Annotated in this window: 17 protein-coding genes, 1 tRNA gene and 1 pseudogene; 13 read left to right on the top strand and 6 right to left on the bottom strand. The window is 70.1% G+C overall.

Translation table 11 applies throughout. The features are described 5' to 3' along the window. The first annotated feature begins 59 nt into the window (after positions 1-59). From ACFYWY_RS11940 to ACFYWY_RS11920, 5 genes are all read left to right on the top strand, one after another. Positions 60-1,415, top strand: a complete 1,356-nt coding sequence (locus ACFYWY_RS11940) for an APC family permease (RefSeq protein ID WP_389183579.1) — start codon at positions 60-62, stop codon at positions 1,413-1,415. 308 nt (positions 1,416-1,723) lie between these two features. After that, entirely contained in the window at positions 1,724-2,110 is a 387-nt protein-coding gene (locus ACFYWY_RS11935) for a hypothetical protein (protein WP_389183576.1), read from the top strand. 17 nt (positions 2,111-2,127) lie between these two features. Further along, positions 2,128-2,916, top strand: coding sequence for a transcriptional regulator (locus tag ACFYWY_RS11930; RefSeq protein WP_389183573.1), 789 nt, complete (start codon positions 2,128-2,130; stop codon positions 2,914-2,916). A 37-nt stretch (positions 2,917-2,953) separates the two neighbouring features. Continuing rightward, positions 2,954-3,382 carry a roadblock/LC7 domain-containing protein gene (locus tag ACFYWY_RS11925; RefSeq protein ID WP_389183570.1) on the top strand — a complete coding sequence of 143 codons (429 nt, stop codon included), beginning with the start codon at positions 2,954-2,956 and terminating at the stop codon, positions 3,380-3,382. Between the two features lie 57 nt (positions 3,383-3,439). After that, the gene (locus ACFYWY_RS11920; protein WP_389183567.1) at positions 3,440-3,814 is read left to right on the top strand and encodes a hypothetical protein; all 375 of its coding nucleotides are present in this window, start codon (positions 3,440-3,442) and stop codon (positions 3,812-3,814) included. Positions 3,815-3,863: 49 nt separating this feature from the next. Here the strand turns inward: ACFYWY_RS11920 and ACFYWY_RS11915 are convergent, their stop codons facing one another. Both ACFYWY_RS11915 and ACFYWY_RS11910 read right to left on the bottom strand, forming a co-directional pair. Continuing rightward, the gene (locus tag ACFYWY_RS11915) at positions 3,864-4,700 is read right to left on the bottom strand and encodes a MurR/RpiR family transcriptional regulator (protein ID WP_389183564.1); all 837 of its coding nucleotides are present in this window, start codon (positions 4,698-4,700) and stop codon (positions 3,864-3,866) included. Next, a complete protein-coding gene (locus ACFYWY_RS11910; RefSeq protein WP_389183791.1) occupies positions 4,697-6,211 on the bottom strand; it encodes an aromatic amino acid ammonia-lyase in 1,515 nt (504 codons plus the stop codon). The genes ACFYWY_RS11915 and ACFYWY_RS11910 overlap by 4 nt, the downstream gene beginning before the upstream one ends. Positions 6,212-6,478: 267 nt before the next feature. On the opposite strand from ACFYWY_RS11910, the pseudogene ACFYWY_RS11905 reads away from it, so the two are divergent. Then, a pseudogene (locus tag ACFYWY_RS11905) lies at positions 6,479-6,598 on the top strand (glycine betaine ABC transporter substrate-binding protein); the annotation flags it as partial. Positions 6,599-6,686: 88 nt separating this feature from the next. Next, on the top strand, positions 6,687-7,103 hold the full coding sequence (locus tag ACFYWY_RS11900) for a hypothetical protein (RefSeq protein ID WP_389183562.1): 417 nt from the start codon (positions 6,687-6,689) through the stop codon (positions 7,101-7,103). Positions 7,104-7,598: 495 nt separating this feature from the next. Here ACFYWY_RS11900 and ACFYWY_RS11895 read toward each other — a convergent pair whose 3' ends face one another. Next, on the bottom strand, positions 7,599-8,987 hold the full coding sequence (locus tag ACFYWY_RS11895) for a cystathionine beta-synthase (RefSeq protein ID WP_389183559.1): 1,389 nt from the start codon (positions 8,985-8,987) through the stop codon (positions 7,599-7,601). Between the two features lie 163 nt (positions 8,988-9,150). Between ACFYWY_RS11895 and ACFYWY_RS11890 the strand changes: the two genes are divergently transcribed. The 3 genes from ACFYWY_RS11890 (at position 9,151) to ACFYWY_RS11880 (ending at position 12,694) form a co-directional block, all read left to right on the top strand. Further along, positions 9,151-10,167, top strand: a complete 1,017-nt coding sequence (locus tag ACFYWY_RS11890) for an SGNH/GDSL hydrolase family protein (RefSeq protein ID WP_389183556.1) — start codon at positions 9,151-9,153, stop codon at positions 10,165-10,167. 255 nt (positions 10,168-10,422) lie between these two features. Next, on the top strand, positions 10,423-11,643 hold the full coding sequence (locus ACFYWY_RS11885) for an acetyl-CoA C-acetyltransferase (RefSeq protein WP_389183553.1): 1,221 nt from the start codon (positions 10,423-10,425) through the stop codon (positions 11,641-11,643). Between the two features lie 232 nt (positions 11,644-11,875). Further along, positions 11,876-12,694 carry a hypothetical protein gene (locus tag ACFYWY_RS11880; protein ID WP_389183789.1) on the top strand — a complete coding sequence of 273 codons (819 nt, stop codon included), beginning with the start codon at positions 11,876-11,878 and terminating at the stop codon, positions 12,692-12,694. 16 nt (positions 12,695-12,710) lie between these two features. On the opposite strand, the gene ACFYWY_RS11875 is transcribed toward ACFYWY_RS11880, so the two are convergent. Continuing rightward, positions 12,711-13,037, bottom strand: coding sequence for a hypothetical protein (locus ACFYWY_RS11875; protein WP_389183550.1), 327 nt, complete (start codon positions 13,035-13,037; stop codon positions 12,711-12,713). Between the two features lie 99 nt (positions 13,038-13,136). On the opposite strand from ACFYWY_RS11875, the gene ACFYWY_RS11870 reads away from it, so the two are divergent. After that, entirely contained in the window at positions 13,137-13,367 is a 231-nt protein-coding gene (locus ACFYWY_RS11870) for a DUF4287 domain-containing protein (protein WP_307662990.1), read from the top strand. Between the two features lie 91 nt (positions 13,368-13,458). Here ACFYWY_RS11870 and ACFYWY_RS11865 read toward each other — a convergent pair whose 3' ends face one another. Next, positions 13,459-14,349, bottom strand: coding sequence for a Bax inhibitor-1/YccA family protein (locus ACFYWY_RS11865; RefSeq protein WP_389183547.1), 891 nt, complete (start codon positions 14,347-14,349; stop codon positions 13,459-13,461). A gap of 149 nt (positions 14,350-14,498) precedes the next feature. Beyond that, positions 14,499-14,584: transfer RNA gene (locus ACFYWY_RS11860), tRNA-Leu, on the bottom strand. Between the two features lie 411 nt (positions 14,585-14,995). Between ACFYWY_RS11860 and ACFYWY_RS11855 the strand changes: the two genes are divergently transcribed. Next, a complete protein-coding gene (locus tag ACFYWY_RS11855; RefSeq protein WP_389183544.1) occupies positions 14,996-15,766 on the top strand; it encodes an ABC transporter ATP-binding protein in 771 nt (256 codons plus the stop codon). A gap of 50 nt (positions 15,767-15,816) precedes the next feature. After that, positions 15,817-18,363, top strand: a complete 2,547-nt coding sequence (locus ACFYWY_RS11850; RefSeq protein ID WP_389183541.1) for an ABC transporter permease — start codon at positions 15,817-15,819, stop codon at positions 18,361-18,363. Positions 18,364-18,422 lie beyond the last annotated feature (59 nt).

The following is an 18,422-nucleotide window of genomic DNA, read 5'->3' as shown; positions in this document are numbered from 1 at the left end:
TCCGGACCGCGCGTGGGGCAAATGTTCCTCTGTCATCCCACCGACCGGAGGCGCCCGCCATGTCCACGACCGGCACACCGGAGACGACGCCGCTCAACGAGCCGCCGCTCAAACGGGCCATCAGCGCGAAGCTGCTGATCCTGTTCGTGATCGGTGACATCCTGGGCACCGGCATCTACGCCACGACCGGCAAGGTCGCGGGGAAGGTCGGCGGGGCGCTGTGGCTGCCGTTCGCCATCGGCTTCGTCGTCGCCATTCTCACGGCGGCGTCGTACGTCGAGCTGGTCGGCAAATATCCGAAGGCGGCGGGCGCCGCGCTCTACACACAGAAGGCGTTCAAGGTCCCCTTCCTGACCTTCATCGTCGCCTTCATGGTGATGTGCTCCGGACTCTCGTCCGCGAGCGCCGCCGCCCGTGCCTTCAGCGGTGACTACTTCCAGGAGTTCACCGACGCCGTCCCGCCGACGCTGATCGCGATCATCTTCATCCTGGCCCTCGCGAGCCTGGCGCTGCGCGGCGTGTCCGAGTCGGTGAAGACCAACGTGGTGCTGACACTGGTCGAGCTGACGGGCCTGGTGGTGATCCTCGGGATCGGCCTGTACGCCGTGCTGACGGGCGACGGCGAACCGTCCCGGCTGGGCGAGTTCCAGGCAGAAGGAACCGGGTACGCACTGCTCACCAGCGTGCTGGGGGCCACCGCGCTCGGCTTCTTCGCCTTCGTGGGCTTCGAGGACTCGGTCAACATGGCCGAGGAGACCAAGGACCCGGTCCGCTCCTTTCCCAAGGCGATCTTCATCGGCGTGGGCGTCACCGGCACGATCTATGTGCTGGTCGCGCTGGTGTCCTCGCTGCTGGTCGAGTACACCGTGCTGGCGAAGTCCAGTGGCCCGCTGCTGGAAGTCGTCAAGGCCGGCGGGGTCGACTTCCCGCCCAGACTCTTCGCCCTGATCGCGCTCTTCGCCGTCACCAATTCCGCGCTGATCAACATCATGATGGCCTCGCGGCTCTGCTACGGCCTCGCCAACGAGAAGGTGCTGCCGCGCGGCATGGGCCGTGTGCTGCGCAATCGCCGCACCCCCGTCAACGGGATCATCTTCGTCACGCTGCTCGCCATCGGGCTGGTGTCCACCGGCGAGATCGAGGGGCTCGGCGACACCACGGCGTTCCTGCTGCTGTGTGTCTTCGCGGTGGTCAACATCGCCGTACTGGTGCTGCGCAAGGACCACGTGGAGCACGCGCACTTCCGTACCTGGACGCCGCTGCCCGTGCTCGGCGCGATCACCGCAATCATCCTCGCCAGCCCGCTCTCGGAGCGCGGTGCGGACGTCTACATCCGGGCCGGGGTGCTGCTGGCGATCGGACTCCTGCTGTGGGGGATCAACAAGGTGGTGCTGAAGGTGCACGGCGAGGAGTGAGGTCACTGTCCATGCCGGAGCGGGTGGGCTGATTTTGCCGGCCGCCTGAATGCGGGCTTGCCGGCCGCCTGAATGCGGGCATGCCGGCCGCCCGAATGCGGGCTTGTCGGCCGCCCGAATGCGGGCATGCCGGACCGCCCGGTCGCGACGCCTCAGGACCAGGCGGTGGTCTGCGGACCCTACCTGGACGGGGGCATGTTCCGATGGAAAATGCCCCAACTCCCCCCGGCCGCAGCAACGTTGCGTAACTTCCCCGTCACTGCCGCACTTCAGTGCGCGGCACGCCGAGGTGGGGAGGGGAGTCCGCGTTGCCCGGAATCGACGAGTGTCTGCTCCAAGTCATGCTGGTGCCTGGCGCGCGTGGAGCAGCCGTCGTGGACTGGATCAGCGGGCTCGCGCTCGGCACAGTCGGTGAGTCGGCGCGCGGCGACCACGAGGCCAGCGCCGCTGAGACGGCCGAACTGGCCAGGGTGGCCACGGAGTACGCGACCTTCGCGACGGACGCGCCCGAGGAGCCCGCACCCGTCGAGGACTTCATCGTCACCACCCGTACCGGCTATCACGTGGTGCGTTTCGTGGACACCGCCTTCGACGGCAGCGTGTTCCTGCATCTGTGGCTCGACCGGGACCTCGGCAATCTCGCACTGGCCCGGCTGTGTCTGCGCGATCTCGCCGAAGGGCTGGTGCTCGGATGAGAGCCGCCGTTTCCCCGATGCTCGTCAGACTCGCGCAAGAGCGTGCCACGGGCGTGCTCGTGCGCGACCACGGCGCCCTGTATCTGGCTGACGGCCAGGTCGTGCACGCCGAGAGCCCCGCGGCTCCCGGACTCGACGTCCTGCTGACCGCGAGCGGCCGGCTGCGGCCCGACAGCTGGGCCGAAGCGGTCGCACAGGCGGGCTCGCGCGGCGAGGTGGCCCGCTTCCTCGTCGACAGCGGCCAGGTGGGCGGCGGCGAGCTGGAGATCTGCCATCTCGGAGCGCTGTTCGACGCCGCCTTCTTCGCACTCGCGCCCGCCAGCGGTCCCACTCGCTTCCGCTACGGGGTCGCCCACTGGCTCGGAAGGGTGCGGCCGGTGCCCACCGAGGTCGTCGAACGCGAGGCCCGGCGGCGCAGCGTGCTGCTGGACTCCGTATGGCCCGATCCGATGGTCGACACGACTCCGGTGAGGCCCTGCCCGCAGCCCGCGGGACGGGCGGTCGGGCCCCGGCGGCAGGCGCTGCTGGATCTCGCCGACGGCGTACGCACCCCGGCCGCCATCGCCCGGAAGCTGGGGCGTCCGGCCTTCAACACCCTGATCGAGGTGCGCAGGCTGGCCGCGGAGGGGCTCATCGAGACACCCGCCGGGTCCGGCGGGTCCCCCAGGTCCGCCGGGTCCGCCGCGCCCTCAGGGCCCTCAGGGCCCGGCGCCGCTTCCGAGAACGCCGGGACCGGCGAACCCCCCTCCGTCCTGGACTCCGCCCTGCTCCGCCGGCTCCGCGACGCACTGGAGGCAAACCTGTGACCCACGTCCCCATCCACCAGGTCCTGTGCCCGCCTTCATGAGGCGCGCACTGCGGCTGCGCGCCGAGAGGAGACAGCTCATGACGGCCGAGGCCGATGTGCTCGCCGAACTGAAACGACTGCGCGTACGAGTGCCACAGCTGACCGGAGCACTCGCCGCCAGCACGGACGGTCTCGTGCTGGCCGCGGACACCGGGGAAGCGGAGGGCGTCGCGGCGCTGACCGCCGCCGCCCTCGGCGTCGCGGTGCGGCTTGCCGAGGCCACCGGGCAGGGGGGCTTCCGCGAGCTGCTGGTCCGGGGCGAGCGGGGCTATGTCGCGGCCTACGCGGCGGGCGCCTCTGCCGTCCTCACCCTCCTGGCCGAGCCACACATCAACGTGGGACGGCTCCACCTCGAGGCACGCCGCTCCGGCACCCGCATCGGCGAACTGGTCGACGGCGCCCTCGAACGACCGGAGAACACCTGACCCATGACCGACACACCATCACGCACACCCAGCAGACGGAAAGGAAGTGCGCATCTCATGGCCAACACCGAACGCGCCCTCAAGGAAGCCACCACCGTCATCGAGGGCGCCATCGGCGCCGCCCTCGTCGACTACAGCAGCGGAATGGCCCTCGGCACTGTCGGAGGCGGAAAGGACCTGGACCTGACGGTCGCCGCTGCGGGCAACACCGATGTGGTGCGCGCCAAGGTGCGCACCATGGAGCAGCTCGGGCTCAAGGAGGGCATCGAGGACATCCTGATCACCCTCGGCACGCAGTACCACCTGATCCGGCTGCTCAAGGGCCGGGGAGCCAACGGCCTGTTCCTCTACCTGGCGCTCGACAGGGACCGGGCGAACCTCGCCATGGCCCGGCATCAGCTGAAGAAGATCGAGGCCGAGCTGGAGATCTGACTGCCCACGGCCGGATCACCGGAGGGGCTCCGTCGGAGCCCCTCCGGTGCTACTCCACGAACAGGCCCCGCGCCGCCGCCTGCGCGTCGAATTCCTCCAGGCGCGCCTGCGCGTCCGGCAGGTCGTCGCACATCGCCTCCAGCAGCACCCGGCCCAGCAGCATCGGCGCGCACGCCGTGTCGAAGGCCAGGCCCGTGCCGACCGCCGCCGGGATCAGCAGATCGCTGTGGCCGGCCACCGGGGCGAAGGCCGAATCCGCGACGGTCACCACCGTCAGGCCCGCGGAGCGTGCGTACGCCAGTGTCTCCACTACCTCCTTGGGGTGCCGCGGCAGCGCGAAGCACAACAGGGCGCTCGCGCCCGCGCGGCGGGCCGCGTCGATGCGGTCGGCGAGCATCGTGCCGCCCTCGTCGAGCAGGCGTACGTCGGGGTGGACCTTGGCCGCGAAGTACGCGAAGCCCCTGGCCTGTGAGGACGCGGCGCGCAGGCCGAGTACCAGGAGCGGGCGGGACGCGGCGAGGAGCCGGCCCGCGCGTTCCACCGGGGACGGATCGGCGAGCAGTTCGGCCAGGTGGCGCAGGTTCTCGATCTCGGCGTGCACCGCCTGCTGGTACTCGTTGTACGCGTCCGGGCCCGCCTCGCTCGAAGCGGGCGCGACCTCCCGCAGATGCCGGCGCAGTGCCGGGTAGCCGTCGAAGCCGAGCGCGACCGCGAAGCGGGTGACGGACGGCTGGCTGACACCGGCCAGTTCGGCGAGCTCGACGCTGGACAGGAACGGCACATCGGCCGCCCGCCGCACCATGCTGTGCGCGATCCGCCGTTGCGTCGGGGTGAGCCGGTGGCTCTCGAAAAGCTGCTGCAGTCGCGCGGCAGGGCTGTCGTTCATGCCATCCCCCTCGTCGTGTCCCTCATCAGGTCCATGAAGCGGTCGAGCAGCCCGGCCGCCCGCGTCACATCGTCGGTGAGCGGCCGGTCGGCGACGTCCTCGTCGAGGACCGACTCGGCGAGCTCGAAGGCGCGGCCCACCGGGAGTTCCGGGTCGGGCCGCAGTCCGCGCTGGCGCAACGCCCGTACCGCCGCGACGAGTTCACACCCGACGACGAGCCGGTACGCGCCCTGCGCCCGCAGCGTCTGACGCGCGGCCAGCGAGGCGAAGCTGGCCTGCTCCTCGACGCCCCGGGACAGTACCGCGTGGCCGAGCGACGCGGGCGCGGAGAAGGCCCGCAGATCGCCGAGGGCCGCGCCGGCCGCGTATTCGAGGATCATCACGCCTGAGCTCGCGGCCTCCGCGTCCGCGAGGAAGGGCCGCAGCCGGGTGAAGGCGGGCTCGTTCAGGGCGGAGAGCCGGGAGGTGGACAGCCGCGCGGTCTGGGTGACGGCGAGTCTGAAGTGGTCCAGATCCAGGGCGAGTTGTGCCATGTAGAAGCCGCCGTGGTGGTATGCGGCCATGTCCGTGGCCCGGATCAGGGGGTTCTCGGCGGCCGCGTTGATCTCGACGGCGAGGGTCCGCTCCAGCGCGTCCGCCGCGTCCTGCGCGGGCCCGTGGATCTGCGGCAGACAGCGGAATCCGTACGGGTCCTGGATCCGGCCCAGCGGCGGGGTCGGCCGCTCGGGCGCGCCGAGCAGCCGGCGCATCCGTGCGGCGACGGCGTACGTGCCGGGGTGCGGGCGGGCCGCGTGCACGGGTTCTGCGTAGGCCTCGTAGGAGCCGTCGACCGCGAGCAGCGAGAGGGCGGCGACCAGTTCGGTGGCCGAGACGAGCGCGCTCAGCTCGTCGAGGGCGAGCGCGGCCTGGCCGAGGGTGAGGGCGTTGGAGCTGATCAGGGCGAGGGCGTCGTTGTTGTCGAGGGCCTGCGCCTCCGGGGCCGGGCCTCCCGCCTCGAGATTCCAGGGCTGTTCGCCGGCGAGTGCGAGCCCCATCTGCGCGAGGGCCGCGATGTCGCCGGTGCCGACCGAGCCGAACTCGTTGACGACCGGGTACGCGCCGCTCTCCAGCGCCTCGCAGAGCGCGGTGACGACGCCGGGCCGCAGTCCGGCGCCGCCCGCGAGCAGCTGGTTCGCCCGTACGGCCAGCATGGCGCGGACCTCGCGGGCGGGCAGCGGATCGCCGATCGCGCCGGCGTGCGAGCGCAGCAGCCGCAGCCCGTGGTCGGCGGCGGCACCGGTGGGCACGTCCTCGTTCCGGTTGGCGCCGACGCCGGTGGAGCGCCCGTAGACGCGGCCGGACGCGGCGAGCTCCCGCGCGGCGTCCCAGGCGGCCTCGACGCGCTTGATCGCTTCTGAGCCGGGTACGGGACGGGCCGCGCCGTCGGCCAGCCGGACGATGTCCGCGACGGGGAGGCTCTGGCCGTCGAGGATCACGATGCCGGTGGGCGAGTCCACCATGTGGGACGACATCATGCGCAAACCCTTCCTTTTCGGACGGTTCGTCTTGCCTTCGAGCATCCGCAACCAGTGATTCACCCCGGGGCATTGACAACTTATTCAGATACCGAGAACTCTGCATGACTATATGCAGGCCGGGCAAGGGACGACTGATGATCAAATTCGAAGCAGTGCTGTGCCTTTCCGGGGGGACACCCCCGGACCCCCGGAGCGCTTCCCCAACGGCACGACGGCGGTCCACGACTTCACCCTGGAGATGGCCGACGGCGGTATCACCCCCTCGGCGCCGTACTGACCACGGAGCAGCTGACCGAGCTCAACCGGCAGGTCGACAAGGACAAGAAGGACCCGGAGGACGTCGCGAACGCCTGGGCCAAGCAGCACGGCCTCGCCGAGTAGGGCCCCCAGGCCCCCCAGGTACCCCAGGTGAAAACAGTGGGGCTAGCCCCACTGACGCGGCTGCCGGCCGCCCGTAGCGTGAACCGTTATGGAAGCCCGCGACCCTGAGCTCAAAAAGGAGCTCGACGCCACCCTGCACGCCCGCCGTGAGCTGGGGGAAGAGTACGACTCCGCGCTCGTCGAATCATTTCTGGAGAAGGTCGAGCAGCGCCTCGACGGCACGGTGGACCGCCGTGTCCGGCGCCAGCTCGCCGAACAGCAGATGGTGGTCGCCCGGGGCGCCCGCCCGCCGCAGTCCGCGGAGGCCAATTTCGGGGAGCGCTTCGGCTTCGGGATCGTCTCGATGATCCTCGCCGTCCCGCTCTCGGCGATCGCCGTGGTCAATGCCGACCTGCCGGGCCTGGTCGTCGCCTGGTTCGGCATCGTCGGAGTGAACGCGGTGCATGCGGCGCGGGGCTGGCCGTGGATGCGCGGGCGGCGCGAGAAGTCCGACTGGGAGGAGTAGCGGCTCCCCGCACGCCTGCCGGGTGAAACGACGATCACCGCAACCATTGATCGAGGAACCCGGACGGCGAGCAACCACGTCCGCGAGAGCGGCGCCGGTTCAGGCGCAAAAGGTGAGCTGTGCGCGGGGACCGCCGCACCCCCGGCGAACCGGGGGGCGGGACGACGGCGGTCCCCGCGTGGGACACGGTCCCGGGTCAGGGCCGGTCTCCGCGTCCAGGGCGTCTTGGGAGGTCCGGGAGCCGCTCCGGAGGTCCTAGACGCCGCATTGGGTGCCGGCCGGGATCCCTGCCCGGGCCCCCTGCCGACATCCACCAATGTGCCGGACGCGTGTTAAGCGGGTGCTGCGCCTACGTGTCGCGCTCGTACCGTTTTCGCGACCAGAGTCTCCGCGGGTGCCGGGGGACACCCCGGAAGGCGCAGCGGGGGCTGCACCCGGGAGCGCGACCGGGGAGTTCCCCGGTCGCGCTCCGCGTGAACTCCCGTGCCCCGGCTGCTACTTGCCGCCGCCTGCGAGGAACGCCAGCAGGTCCTGACGGCTCACCACACCCGTCGGCTTGCCCTCCACCAGCACGATCGCCGCGTCCGCCGCGCCGAGCACCGACATCAGGTCGCCGACCGGCTCGCCCGAGCCCACCTGCGGGAGCGGCGCGCTCATGTGCTTCTCCAGCGGGTCGCCCAGCGAGGCGCGCTGCGCGAACAGCGCGTCCAGCAGCTCCCGTTCGACGACCGAGCCGATGACCTCTGCGGCCATCACGTCCGGGTGACCGGCGCCCGGCTTCACGATCGGCATCTGGGAGACGCCGTACTCCCGCAGCACCTCGATCGCCTCGCCGACCGTCTCCTCCGGGTGCATGTGCACCAGGCTCGGGATCTTGCCGCCCTCCTTGTGCCGCAGCACGTCCGCGACGCGCGCGGCGGGGCCCGAGTCCTCCAGGAAGCCGTAGTCCGCCATCCACTCGTCGTTGAAGATCTTGGAGAGGTAGCCGCGGCCGCTGTCCGGCAGCAGCACGACCACCACGTCGTCCGGGCCGAGCCCCTCGGCCACGCGCAGCGCCGCGACCACCGCCATGCCGCAGGACCCGCCGACGAGCAGGCCCTCCTCCTTGGCGAGCCGACGCGTCATCTGGAAGGAGTCCTTGTCGGACACGGCGACGATCTCGTCGGTCACGGTCCGGTCGTACGCGGACGGCCAGAAGTCTTCACCGACGCCCTCGACGAGGTAGGGCCGGCCGGAGCCGCCGGAGTACACGGAGCCCTCCGGGTCGGCGCCGATGACCTTGACCTTGCCGTCGCTGGCCTCCTTGAGGTAGCGGCCGGTGCCGGAGATCGTGCCGCCGGTGCCGACGCCCGCGACGAAGTGGGTGATCCGCCCGTCCGTCTGGTCCCACAGCTCGGGACCGGTGGTCTCGTAGTGCGAGCGCGGGTTGTTCGGGTTGGAGTACTGGTCGGGCTTCCAGGCGCCGGGCGTCTCCTGTACCAGCCGGTCGGAGACGTTGTAGTACGAGTCGGGGTGCTCGGGGTCGACGGCCGTGGGGCAGACGACGACCTCTGCGCCGTACGCACGCAGCACGTTGATCTTGTCCGTGGACACCTTGTCCGGGCAGACGAAGATGCACTTGTAGCCCTTCTGCTGGGCCACGATGGCGAGACCGACGCCGGTGTTCCCACTGGTCGGCTCGACGATCGTGCCGCCGGGCTGCAGCGCTCCGCTCTCCTCCGCGGCTTCGATCATGCGCAGGGCAATCCGGTCCTTGACCGACCCACCGGGGTTGAAGTACTCAACCTTCGCCAGGACGGTCGCCTGGATGCCTGCGGTGACGTTGTTCAGCCTCAGCAGCGGGGTATTGCCGACGAGACTGATCATCGAGTTGTGGATGCGCACAATGTTCTCCGGGATCTCCGTAGTGATGCGGCCAGCGTAAGCGGAGCAGCGTGTGATTGGGCGACGGTAGCCACGGGGCAGTTAGCTGATGACGACGTAGTGCTGCTACGCAGAGCTACGAGGCGGCTACGAGGAGGTGGCTCGGACTGTGTCGAGGGCGAGGGTGGCACGACGCATCGCCGCTGGCGCGGCCTACGGCGGCGGCAGCATCGGGCTGCTCGGAGCGGCGGCCGTGGGGCTGGTGCTGGCGGAGGTCCAGTTGGCGAAACGATCGGTGGGCGGGGGCACGGCCCCGCTCCCGCCGCGCGGTGACGGCCTGTACGGACTGGCCTTCGGGCACAGCGATCCGCTGCTCCTCGGCGTGCTCGGGGACTCCACGGCGGCGGGGCAGGGCGTACGCAGGGCGGGCCAGACGCCGGGGGCGCTGCTCGCGTCCGGACTCTCGGCCGTGGCCGAGCGGCCGGTGGAGGTGCGCAATGTGGCCCTGCCGGGCGCGCAGTCGACCGATCTGGAGCGCCAGGTCACGGTGCTGCTCGCGGACCGGTCCCGTACGCCGGACGTCTGCGTGATCATGATTGGCGCGAATGACGTCACGCACCGGATGCCGCCCACGCATTCTGTCCGGCTGCTCGCCTCCGCCGTGCGCAGGCTGCGTACAGCGGGCGCGGAGGTGGTGGTGGGCACCTGCCCTGATCTGGGCACCATCGAGCCGGTGTACCAGCCGCTGCGCTATCTGGCCCGCCGGGTCTCACGCCAGCTGGCGGCTGCGCAGACGATCGTGGTGGTGGAGCAGGGCGGCCGTACGGTCTCGCTGGGCGACCTGCTGGGCCCGGAGTTCGCGGCGAACCCGCGGGAGATGTTCGGCGCGGACAACTACCACCCGTCGGCGGAGGGCTACGCGACGGCGGCGATGGCGATGCTGCCGACTCTGTGCGCGGTGCTGGGCCTGTGGCCGGAGACCGACCGCCTGGACGCGGACCGCGACGAGGACATGCTTCCGGTGGCGCGGGCGGCGGCCACGGCAGCTGCGGAGGCGGGTACGGAGGTCACGGGCGCGAGGGCCCCGTGGGCGCTCCTGAAGCACCGTCGCCGCCGTCGCCTCCCGGAGCCGTCCCCGACGACGGAACCGGCACCCTCGCCGTCGCCGCCGCCGTCACCGTCGGAAGTACGGCGGGCGTAGCGCGGCGGCGCGGACGGCGCCACGGCGAAGGCGGCGCGGCGGCACCGCTGCGAAGGGGCGGCGCGGGCGATGCGTGCTCCGCGGCCCGAAGCGGCCGCCTTCGCCCCGCGCGGCGTCGGCGCATACTGGAGGAGCTGAGCGATCGCTTAGAAAAGAGGTCCGCATCACACGACCCGGCCCGTGACCCCAGCGATACGGGCGGGTAACTTCCCAGACAGTCCTGCCCTACCGCCTCGCCCCTCATGGAGCCGCGTGATGCCCGAAGCCGTGATCGTCTCTGCTGCCCGCTCCCCCATCGGCCGGGCCTTCAAGGGCTCCCTCAAGGAGCTGCGCGCCGACGACCTGACCGCCACGATCATCCAGGCCGCGCTCGCCAAGATCCCCGAGCTCGACCCCAGGGACATCGACGACCTGATGCTCGGCTGCGGCCTGCCCGGCGGCGAGCAGGGGCACAACCTCGGCCGCATCGTCGCCGTGCAGATGGGGATGGACCACCTCCCGGGCTGCACCATCACCCGTTACTGCTCCTCCTCCCTCCAGACCTCCCGCATGGCGCTGCACGCCATCAAGGCCGGCGAGGGCGACGTCTTCATATCCGCCGGCGTCGAGACCGTCTCCCGCAGCACCAAGGGCAACTCCGACACGCTGCCCGACACCCACAACCCGCTCTTCGCCGAGGCCGAGGCACGTACCGCCGCCCGCGCCGAGCAGGAGGGCGCCGACTGGCACGACCCGCGCGAGGACGGCCTCGTCCCGGACGCGTACATCTCGATGGGCCAGACCGCCGAGAACCTGGCCCGGCTCAAGGGCGTGACCCGCCAGGACATGGACGAGTTCGGCGTGCGGTCCCAGAACCTCGCGGAGGAAGCCATCAAGAACGGCTTCTGGGAGCGCGAGATCACCCCGGTCACCACCCCCGACGGCACCGTCGTCTCCAAGGACGACGGCCCGCGCGCGGGCGTCACCCTCGAGGGCGTCCAGGGCCTCAAGCCCGTCTTCCGCCCCGACGGCCTGGTCACCGCCGGCAACTGCTGCCCGCTGAACGACGGCGCCGCCGCCCTCGTGATCATGTCCGACACCAAGGCCCGTGAGCTGGGCCTGACCCCGCTGGCCCGCATCGTCTCCACCGGCGTCTCCGGACTCTCCCCCGAGATCATGGGCTACGGCCCCGTCGAGGCCTCCAAGCAGGCGCTGTCCCGCGCCGGGCTGACCATCGGCGACATCGACCTGGTCGAGATCAACGAGGCCTTCGCCGCACAGGTCATCCCGTCCTACCGCGACCTGGGCGTCGACCTGGACAAGCTGAACGTCAACGGCGGCGCCATCGCCGTCGGGCACCCCTTCGGCATGACGGGCGCCAGGATCACCGGCACCCTGATCAACAGCCTCCAGTTCCACGACAAGCAGTTCGCGCTGGAGACGATGTGCGTGGGCGGTGGCCAGGGCATGGCCATGGTCATCGAGCGCCTCTCTTAGAGCTTTCGGGCCCGCGCGGAACTCGAGTCGTGACCGAATCTCCCCCAGGATGTGACCTATCTCCTGGGGGAGAGCTCTTTCCCCAGGTCAGCACTGCATTCACGCTAAACACGGGACACAAAGTCCTGTCCAATTCGTGACGTAATGCACTGACAGGGGGCGCGCGCTGACCGCAAGCTGATGTAGGAAGTCGGGGGGATCGAGTGAAACCGGGAGTAAGTCAGTGAGCGCCATGTCTCTTGCCCTGCTGCTGACCACGGCCGCAGCCACGGCCGTGGGTGCCGCTGCCCTGCACGCCGCCCACGGGCTCCGTAAGCAGGTCACGGCCCTGCGCACCGAACTGGTCACCGCGCACGGCACCAGCCGCATCGCCTCCGTACCGCAGGCCCGCACCGCCCCGGCTGCCGAGATACGCGCCGCCGTCGCCGAGGCGCTCGCCGAGGAGCGGGAGCGCGAACTGGCGGAAGCGCGCGCCTTCTGGGCGGCGCAGGAGTCCCGCGACGCGGCGGACGCTCCCTCCCTGCTGGGCGGCCTGTCCGCCCCGGGCGACGAGCTGCCGCCCTTCTACGTCCCGCGCCAGTCCGACTTCGCCGCCCTTGAGGCGATGGACTTCGATGCGGCCGAGGCGCTCGACGAGCTGGCGGACCTGCCCGAGGTGACGGAGTTCGCCGAGGACTCCCCCGAGCTGGCCGCGGCCCGCCGCCGCCATCCCTCGCACCCGGACTTCGTCCCGGTACAGACCCCGGTGGTCACCGACCACGAGCGCACCGTGGCGCGCCTCGAGGAGCTCGCCGAGATGCGCACCGCCCTCGCCGACGTACGGCCGGGACCGCTCGGCACGCTCGATGTGTACGTCTTCGCAGATGGCACTACGCTTTGTATGACTCCCGGTCACCGCGAGACCGCCGAGCAGCTCGCCGAGGCGCTGCGCGGCGGGGACATCCCGGTGCTGCTGGGCGGCTCCGGCGTCGCGGGCGCGTACGCCCTGACGTTCGCGTGCGGCGAGGAGAGCATTTACATCCTCGCGGACCGCGTCATCGCGTCGCTGTAGACCCGCCCTGCGGGCTCTACAGACCCGCCCGCCGGGCGGCAGCTTCAACGAGACCCACGGCCTCGTCCACCTCCCTCAGGGACCCGGACGGGGCCGTTCGCAACGCTTCGGCCAAATCATGTCCGGCGACTTCAAGTTGATCCGCGACTGCGAACAGGCCCGCCTCAGGCATGATCCGCGGCGCCTGACCGGGGGCCTCGATCCGCTGGGCACGCACCGCCAACTCCCTGGCCAGCGCAAGCCCTTCGGCCGCCGCACCCCGGTTCAGACGGCTCTGCGGAGCGGCCCGCAGACGGTCGGCGAAGCGGTCGACAGCGGCCGTCAGCTCAGTCGTTTCAAGCACTCCGCGACCCTACGCGCCACCCCCGCACTGTTGCCAATACGCGAACGCTCAGGCACGGTGGCGTGAAGGACCACACGCGCGAAGCGTCCGGAGGCGCCGATGTCCCAAGTCTTCTCCGAAGAGACCCATCGCAACCTGCTCTCCCGAATTCCGCACTGCACCGGTCGTGAAATTTCCGACTGGTTGCGCACCGTCGATGAAGGCCCCTCCCTCTTCCGCTTCGAGGAGAAGGTCAGCTGGCTCCGGAGCGAGCACAACCTCGCGTACGGGCATGCCAAAGCGATCATCCATGAGTACGACCTGAGGCGCGCCGCGCGCAAACTGCTCTAGGTCCCGAGACGCCGAAGGGCCCGCGGGCGATGCCCGTGGGCCCTTCGTCACGGCCTGGACGGCCGGTCCTGGACCTGCTGGTCCCGGACGGTCAGTCGTTGCCGTTGAGGATCGACAGCACCCGCAGCATCTCCAGGTAGATCCACACCAGGGTCAGGGTGAGGCCGAAGGCCGCCAGCCAGGACTCCTCGCGCGGAGCGCCGTACGCGAGCCCGTCCTCGACCTGCTTGAAGTCGAGGGCCAGGAAGCACGCACCGAGGATGATGCCGATGACACCGAAGAGGATGCCGAGGCCGCCGCTGCGGAAGCCGAGGCCGTCACCGCCGCCGATGACGGCGAACAGCAGGTTGACCACCATGAGCAGGATGAAGCCCATGGCCGCGGCCATCACAAAGCCGTAGAAGCGGCGGTTGACCCGGATGAGCCGGGTCTTGTAGGCGATGAGCACACCGGCGAAGACGCACATGGTGCCGAGCACCGCCTGCATCACTGTGCCCGGGCTGATGTAGGTGCTGACCGCGCTGGAGATCACTCCGAGGAAGACACCCTCGAAGGCGGCGTACGCCAGGATCAGCGCCGGCACCGGCTTGCGCTTGAAGGCCTGAACGAGCGAAAGGACCATGGCCACCAGGGCCGCGCCGATCGCGATGCCGTACGACTTGCCGATGTTGGCCTCGTCGACGGGCAGCAGGACCCAGGAGAGTACGGCGGTGAGGACGACCGTGCCGAGCGTCATGGCGGTGCGCGCCACGACGTCGTCGATGGTCATCACATTGGGGCGAGCGGGGGCCTGCGGGCCCGCGCCGGACTGCGTGTCCGCGGGTGCGTACGGGTTGGTCGCGTACGGGGCGGGCGCGCCCTGGGCGTAGGGGTTGTTTCCTACGGCGGGGCCCCCGGCCTGCGGCTGCTGCGCGTTGAACCCCGCGTAGCCATTGTCGCGGCTGAACCCCCGTCGCGAGAAGACCGGGTTACTGCTCCTCATCTCACTCCTCCATGGCCGCCCTGCGCGGCCTTGAAGTCAAGAGTAATGCGCGAGCAAAAGAAGCACCCTAGTGCTCGGGGAGGATCTTTCCACGATCGTGACAGGACGGCGTCCGCCGGGACGGCACCGGCAGGCGCAAAAGGGCGGTGTGGTGCCCGGAACCGGACTTGAACCGGTACGCCCCCGAGGGGCAGCGAGGTTTAAGCTCGCCGTGTCTGCATTCCACCATCCGGGCGTGGCGCGCGGGTTCGCGTTGGCACTTGAGCCTATCCGGGTAGATCCCCCCGCCCGCGGGGCCAGTGGCCCGATGTTGTCTTATTTTACTGGCTTCTGAGGGTGCGTCAGTGCAGGTAAGGGGCATTCGTACCCGCCCCACCGGGCCCGTGGCCACCACAGCCCGTGCCCGGGAATGACGGAAAGTCGCCGCCCGCCTCCACCGCCCCTCGACCACCCCTCCACCGCTCCTCGACCACCCCTCGACCCCTCACCGGATCTCAGGGCAGGCGTCATACCAAAGGAGGACGATCGGGCTCTGCGGTCCGACTGAAGAGGGCCACTGGAACGGGCACCGGGATTGACGACTCGCCGCCGGACGGCGGACAGGATGGTCTCGTCCCGCACATCACCGCGACAGGAGTGCCCACTCGTGACCACCATGCCCCTCGCTCACCGCGCCACCGCAGTGGCCGCCCGCGCCACGGATCTGTCCAAGGTGTACGGACAGGGCGAGACCCAGGTGGTCGCGCTCGACCGTGTCACCGTGGACTTCCGGCAGGCGGAGTTCACCGCGATCATGGGCCCCTCAGGCTCCGGCAAGTCCACGCTGATGCACTGCGTGGCCGGCCTGGACAGCTTCAGCTCCGGGTCCGTACGGATCGGTGAGACCGAGCTCGGCTCCCTCAAGGACAAGCAGCTGACCCAGCTCCGCCGGGACAAGATCGGCTTCATATTCCAGGCGTTCAACCTGCTGCCGACGCTGACCGGTCTGGAGAACATCACCCTCCCGATGGACATCGCGGGCCGTAAGCCCAACAAGCAGTGGCTGCAGCAGGTCATCGAGATGGTCGGCCTGCAGGACCGGCTCAGCCACCGCCCCACCCAGCTCTCCGGCGGCCAGCAGCAGCGCGTCGCCGTCGCCCGCGCCCTCGCCTCGCAGCCGGAGATCATCTTCGGTGACGAGCCGACCGGAAACCTGGACTCGCGTTCGGGCGCGGAGGTCCTGGGCTTCCTGCGCAACTCCGTACGTGAGCTCGGTCAGACCGTCGTCATGGTCACTCACGACCCGGTGGCCGCCTCCTACGCCGACCGGGTGATCTTCCTGGCGGACGGCCGGATCGTCGACGAGATGCTGCACCCCACCGCCGACGGCGTCCTCGACCGGATGAAGGAGTTCGACGCCAAGGGCCGGACCAGCTGAACGACCGCTGTTCCCCACCCTCCGGCTCTCACCCCAGGACTGATACAGACATGTTCCGTACCGCCCTGCGCAATGTGCTCGCGCACAAGGCCAGGCTGCTGATGACCGTGCTCGCCGTGATGCTCGGCGTGGCCTTCGTCTCCGGCACCCTGGTCTTCACCGACACCCTCGGCAACGCCTACCGCAAGCAGTCGGCCAAGAGCTACGACAATGTCGCGGTCGCCGTCACCACCTACGCCGACCAGAGCGACCCGAAGAACACCAACATCGACACCAGGACGCTGGAGAAGATCCGGGGTCTGGACGGCGTCGCCGAGGCCACCGGACGGGTCTCCGGCTTCGCCGGGGTCGCCGACCAGGACGGCAAGCTGATCGGCAACGGCTGGTCCAACACCGGCGCGAACTTCGCCCCCGGCAAGGACGGCAAGGACGCCGCGTACACCTTCACCGACGGCTCGGGCCCGGTGAAGGACAGTCAGATCGCCCTCGACAAGGACTCCGCGGCCAAGGGCAAGTACCGGGTCGGGGACACCGTGCGGGTGGCGACCAACGGCCCGGTGAAGGAGTACACCCTCTCCGGCGTCTTCACCACGGAGGACGGCGCCGTCAACGCGGGCGGCAGCCTCGTCCTCTTCGGCACTCCGGTCGCCCAGAAGCTCTATCTGCAGCCCGGCTACTTCGAGGACGTCACCATCGCCACCGCGGCCGCCTCCGACCAGAAGATCCTGGAGGAGGTCAAGCCGCTGCTGCCCCAGGGAGCCGAGGCGCAGACCGGCAAGAAGCTCGCCGACGACCAGGCCCGCCAGATCGAGGAAGGCCTGTCCAACCTCAACACGATGCTGCTCGCCTTCGCGGCCATCGCACTCTTCGTCGGCATCTTCCTGATCGCCAACACCTTCACCATGCTGGTCGCCCAGCGCACCAGGGAACTGGCCCTGATGCGCGCCGTCGGAGCGTCGCGCCGACAGGTCAAGCGCTCGGTGATGCTCGAGGCGCTGGTGGTCGGCGCGCTCGCCTCCGTGATCGGCTTCGTCCTCGGTATCGGGCTGGCGACGGGGCTGCGTTCCGCGATGGGCTCCTTCGGCGCGAAGGTGCCCGCCGGTCCGCTGATCGTCTCGCCCACGGCGATCATCGCCGCGCTCGCCGTCGGTGTACTGGTCACCGTGTTCGCCGCGTGGCTGCCCGCACGCCGGGCCGCGAAGATCCCGCCGGTGGCGGCGATGGGCAGCGCCCATCTGCCCGCGACCACCAAGTCCCTGGTCGTGCGCAACACCCTCGGCAGTGTCATCACGCTGGCCGGTGCGGCGGCGATCGTCGCAGGCGCGGTGGTCGGCAAGGGAACGGGCCGGATGGTGATCGGCGCCGGTGCCTTCCTGACGCTGATCGGCGTCATCGTGCTGATCCCGCTGCTGTCCCGTCCGGTCATCGCGCTGGCTCGGCCGCTGCTGCACCGGGTGTTCGGGGTGTCCGGCAAGCTGGCCGGACAGAACGCGGTCCGCAATCCGCGCCGTACGGGAGCCACCGCCTCGGCGCTGGCGATCGGCCTCACCCTGGTCACCGGCCTCACGGTCATCGGTGTGACGCTGGGCCAGGCCATCGACAAGATGACCACGGACAACCTCCGTGCCGACTACATGGTCACCATGGCGGGCGGCAGCGGCGGCCTCGACAAGTCGGCGGTCGCCGCGCTGAAGAAGGCGAAGGGCGTCAGCGCGATCTCCCCGTCGCAGTCCACCGGGGTGCAGATCAAGGACGAGTTCCACTCCGCCTCCGCGGTCACCCCCGGGGACGTGGAGCAGGTCTTCGACCTGAAGACGGTCTCCGGCTCCTTGGCCACGCTCGGCAAGGGCCAGATCGCGGTCGACGAGAAGAAGGCCAAGAAGGAGGGCTGGAAGGCCGGCGACACGGTGCCGGTGACGTTCCCCAGCGACAGCGAGGGCGGCAAGGCCGACACGAAGACCCTGACGGTCGGCGCGGTCTACGAGGCAAACGAGTTCCTCGAGCCGGTCCTGGTGTCGACGTCGCTGGTCGCTCCCTACGACCCGGAGCCGTACATCCCCGAGGTCTGGGTGAAGATGGACGGCGGGGCGAGCCAGGCGAACGAGCAGGCGCTGGTGGACGCGCTGGGTGACAACCCGGCGATGAGCATCATGGACCGGCAGGACATCCGGAACATGTTCGGCGGCATGATCAACACGATGCTGAACATCATGTACGGACTGCTGGCGATGGCCCTGATCATCGCGGTGCTCGGTGTCATCAACACCCTCGCGATGTCCGTCTTCGAGCGTCAGCAGGAGATCGGCATGCTGCGGGCGATCGGCCTCGACCGCCGCAAGGTCAAGCGCATGATCCGCCTGGAGGCGGTGGTGATCTCGCTCTTCGGCGCGGTGATCGGCGTCGGGCTCGGCTCCTTCCTGGCCTGGGCCGTGGGCGAGACGATCAAGGCGGACATCCCCGGGTACGCGCTGGTCGTGCCGTGGGACCGGATCGGGATCTTCCTGCTGCTCGCCGGAGTGGTCGGGGTGCTGGCCTCGCTGTGGCCGGCGCGCAGCGCGGCGAAGCTGAACATGCTGACGGCCATCAAGACGGAGTAGCAGTACGGGATGTGAAGGGCCCCGCGACAGGGAGTCGGTCGCGGGGCCCTTCGCGTACG

It is taken from the genome of Streptomyces sp. NPDC002870 (assembly GCF_042888505.1).
GTDB lineage: Bacteria > Actinomycetota > Actinomycetes > Streptomycetales > Streptomycetaceae > Streptomyces.
Note: the sequence above shows the minus strand (reverse complement) of the source record. Positions and strands in the feature narration are given on the sequence as shown.

Excerpts from the sequence above, each read along its gene's own strand:
- ACFYWY_RS11885 (WP_389183553.1), top strand. The coding sequence starts at position 10,423 with ATGCCCGAAGCCGTGATCGTCTCTGCTGCCCGCTCCCCCATCGGCCGG.
- ACFYWY_RS11920 (WP_389183567.1), top strand. The coding sequence starts at position 3,440 with ATGGCCAACACCGAACGCGCCCTCAAGGAAGCCACCACCGTCATCGAG.
- ACFYWY_RS11940 (WP_389183579.1), top strand. The coding sequence starts at position 60 with ATGTCCACGACCGGCACACCGGAGACGACGCCGCTCAACGAGCCGCCG.
- ACFYWY_RS11880 (WP_389183789.1), top strand. The coding sequence starts at position 11,876 with ATGTCTCTTGCCCTGCTGCTGACCACGGCCGCAGCCACGGCCGTGGGT.
- ACFYWY_RS11900 (WP_389183562.1), top strand. The coding sequence starts at position 6,687 with ATGGAAGCCCGCGACCCTGAGCTCAAAAAGGAGCTCGACGCCACCCTG.
- ACFYWY_RS11865 (WP_389183547.1), bottom strand. The coding sequence starts at position 14,349 with ATGAGGAGCAGTAACCCGGTCTTCTCGCGACGGGGGTTCAGCCGCGAC.
- ACFYWY_RS11925 (WP_389183570.1), top strand. The coding sequence starts at position 2,954 with ATGAGGCGCGCACTGCGGCTGCGCGCCGAGAGGAGACAGCTCATGACG.
- ACFYWY_RS11930 (WP_389183573.1), top strand. The coding sequence starts at position 2,128 with ATGCTCGTCAGACTCGCGCAAGAGCGTGCCACGGGCGTGCTCGTGCGC.
- ACFYWY_RS11850 (WP_389183541.1), top strand. The coding sequence starts at position 15,817 with ATGTTCCGTACCGCCCTGCGCAATGTGCTCGCGCACAAGGCCAGGCTG.
- ACFYWY_RS11915 (WP_389183564.1), bottom strand. The coding sequence starts at position 4,700 with ATGAACGACAGCCCTGCCGCGCGACTGCAGCAGCTTTTCGAGAGCCAC.
- ACFYWY_RS11910 (WP_389183791.1), bottom strand. The coding sequence starts at position 6,211 with ATGTCGTCCCACATGGTGGACTCGCCCACCGGCATCGTGATCCTCGAC.
- ACFYWY_RS11870 (WP_307662990.1), top strand. The coding sequence starts at position 13,137 with ATGTCCCAAGTCTTCTCCGAAGAGACCCATCGCAACCTGCTCTCCCGA.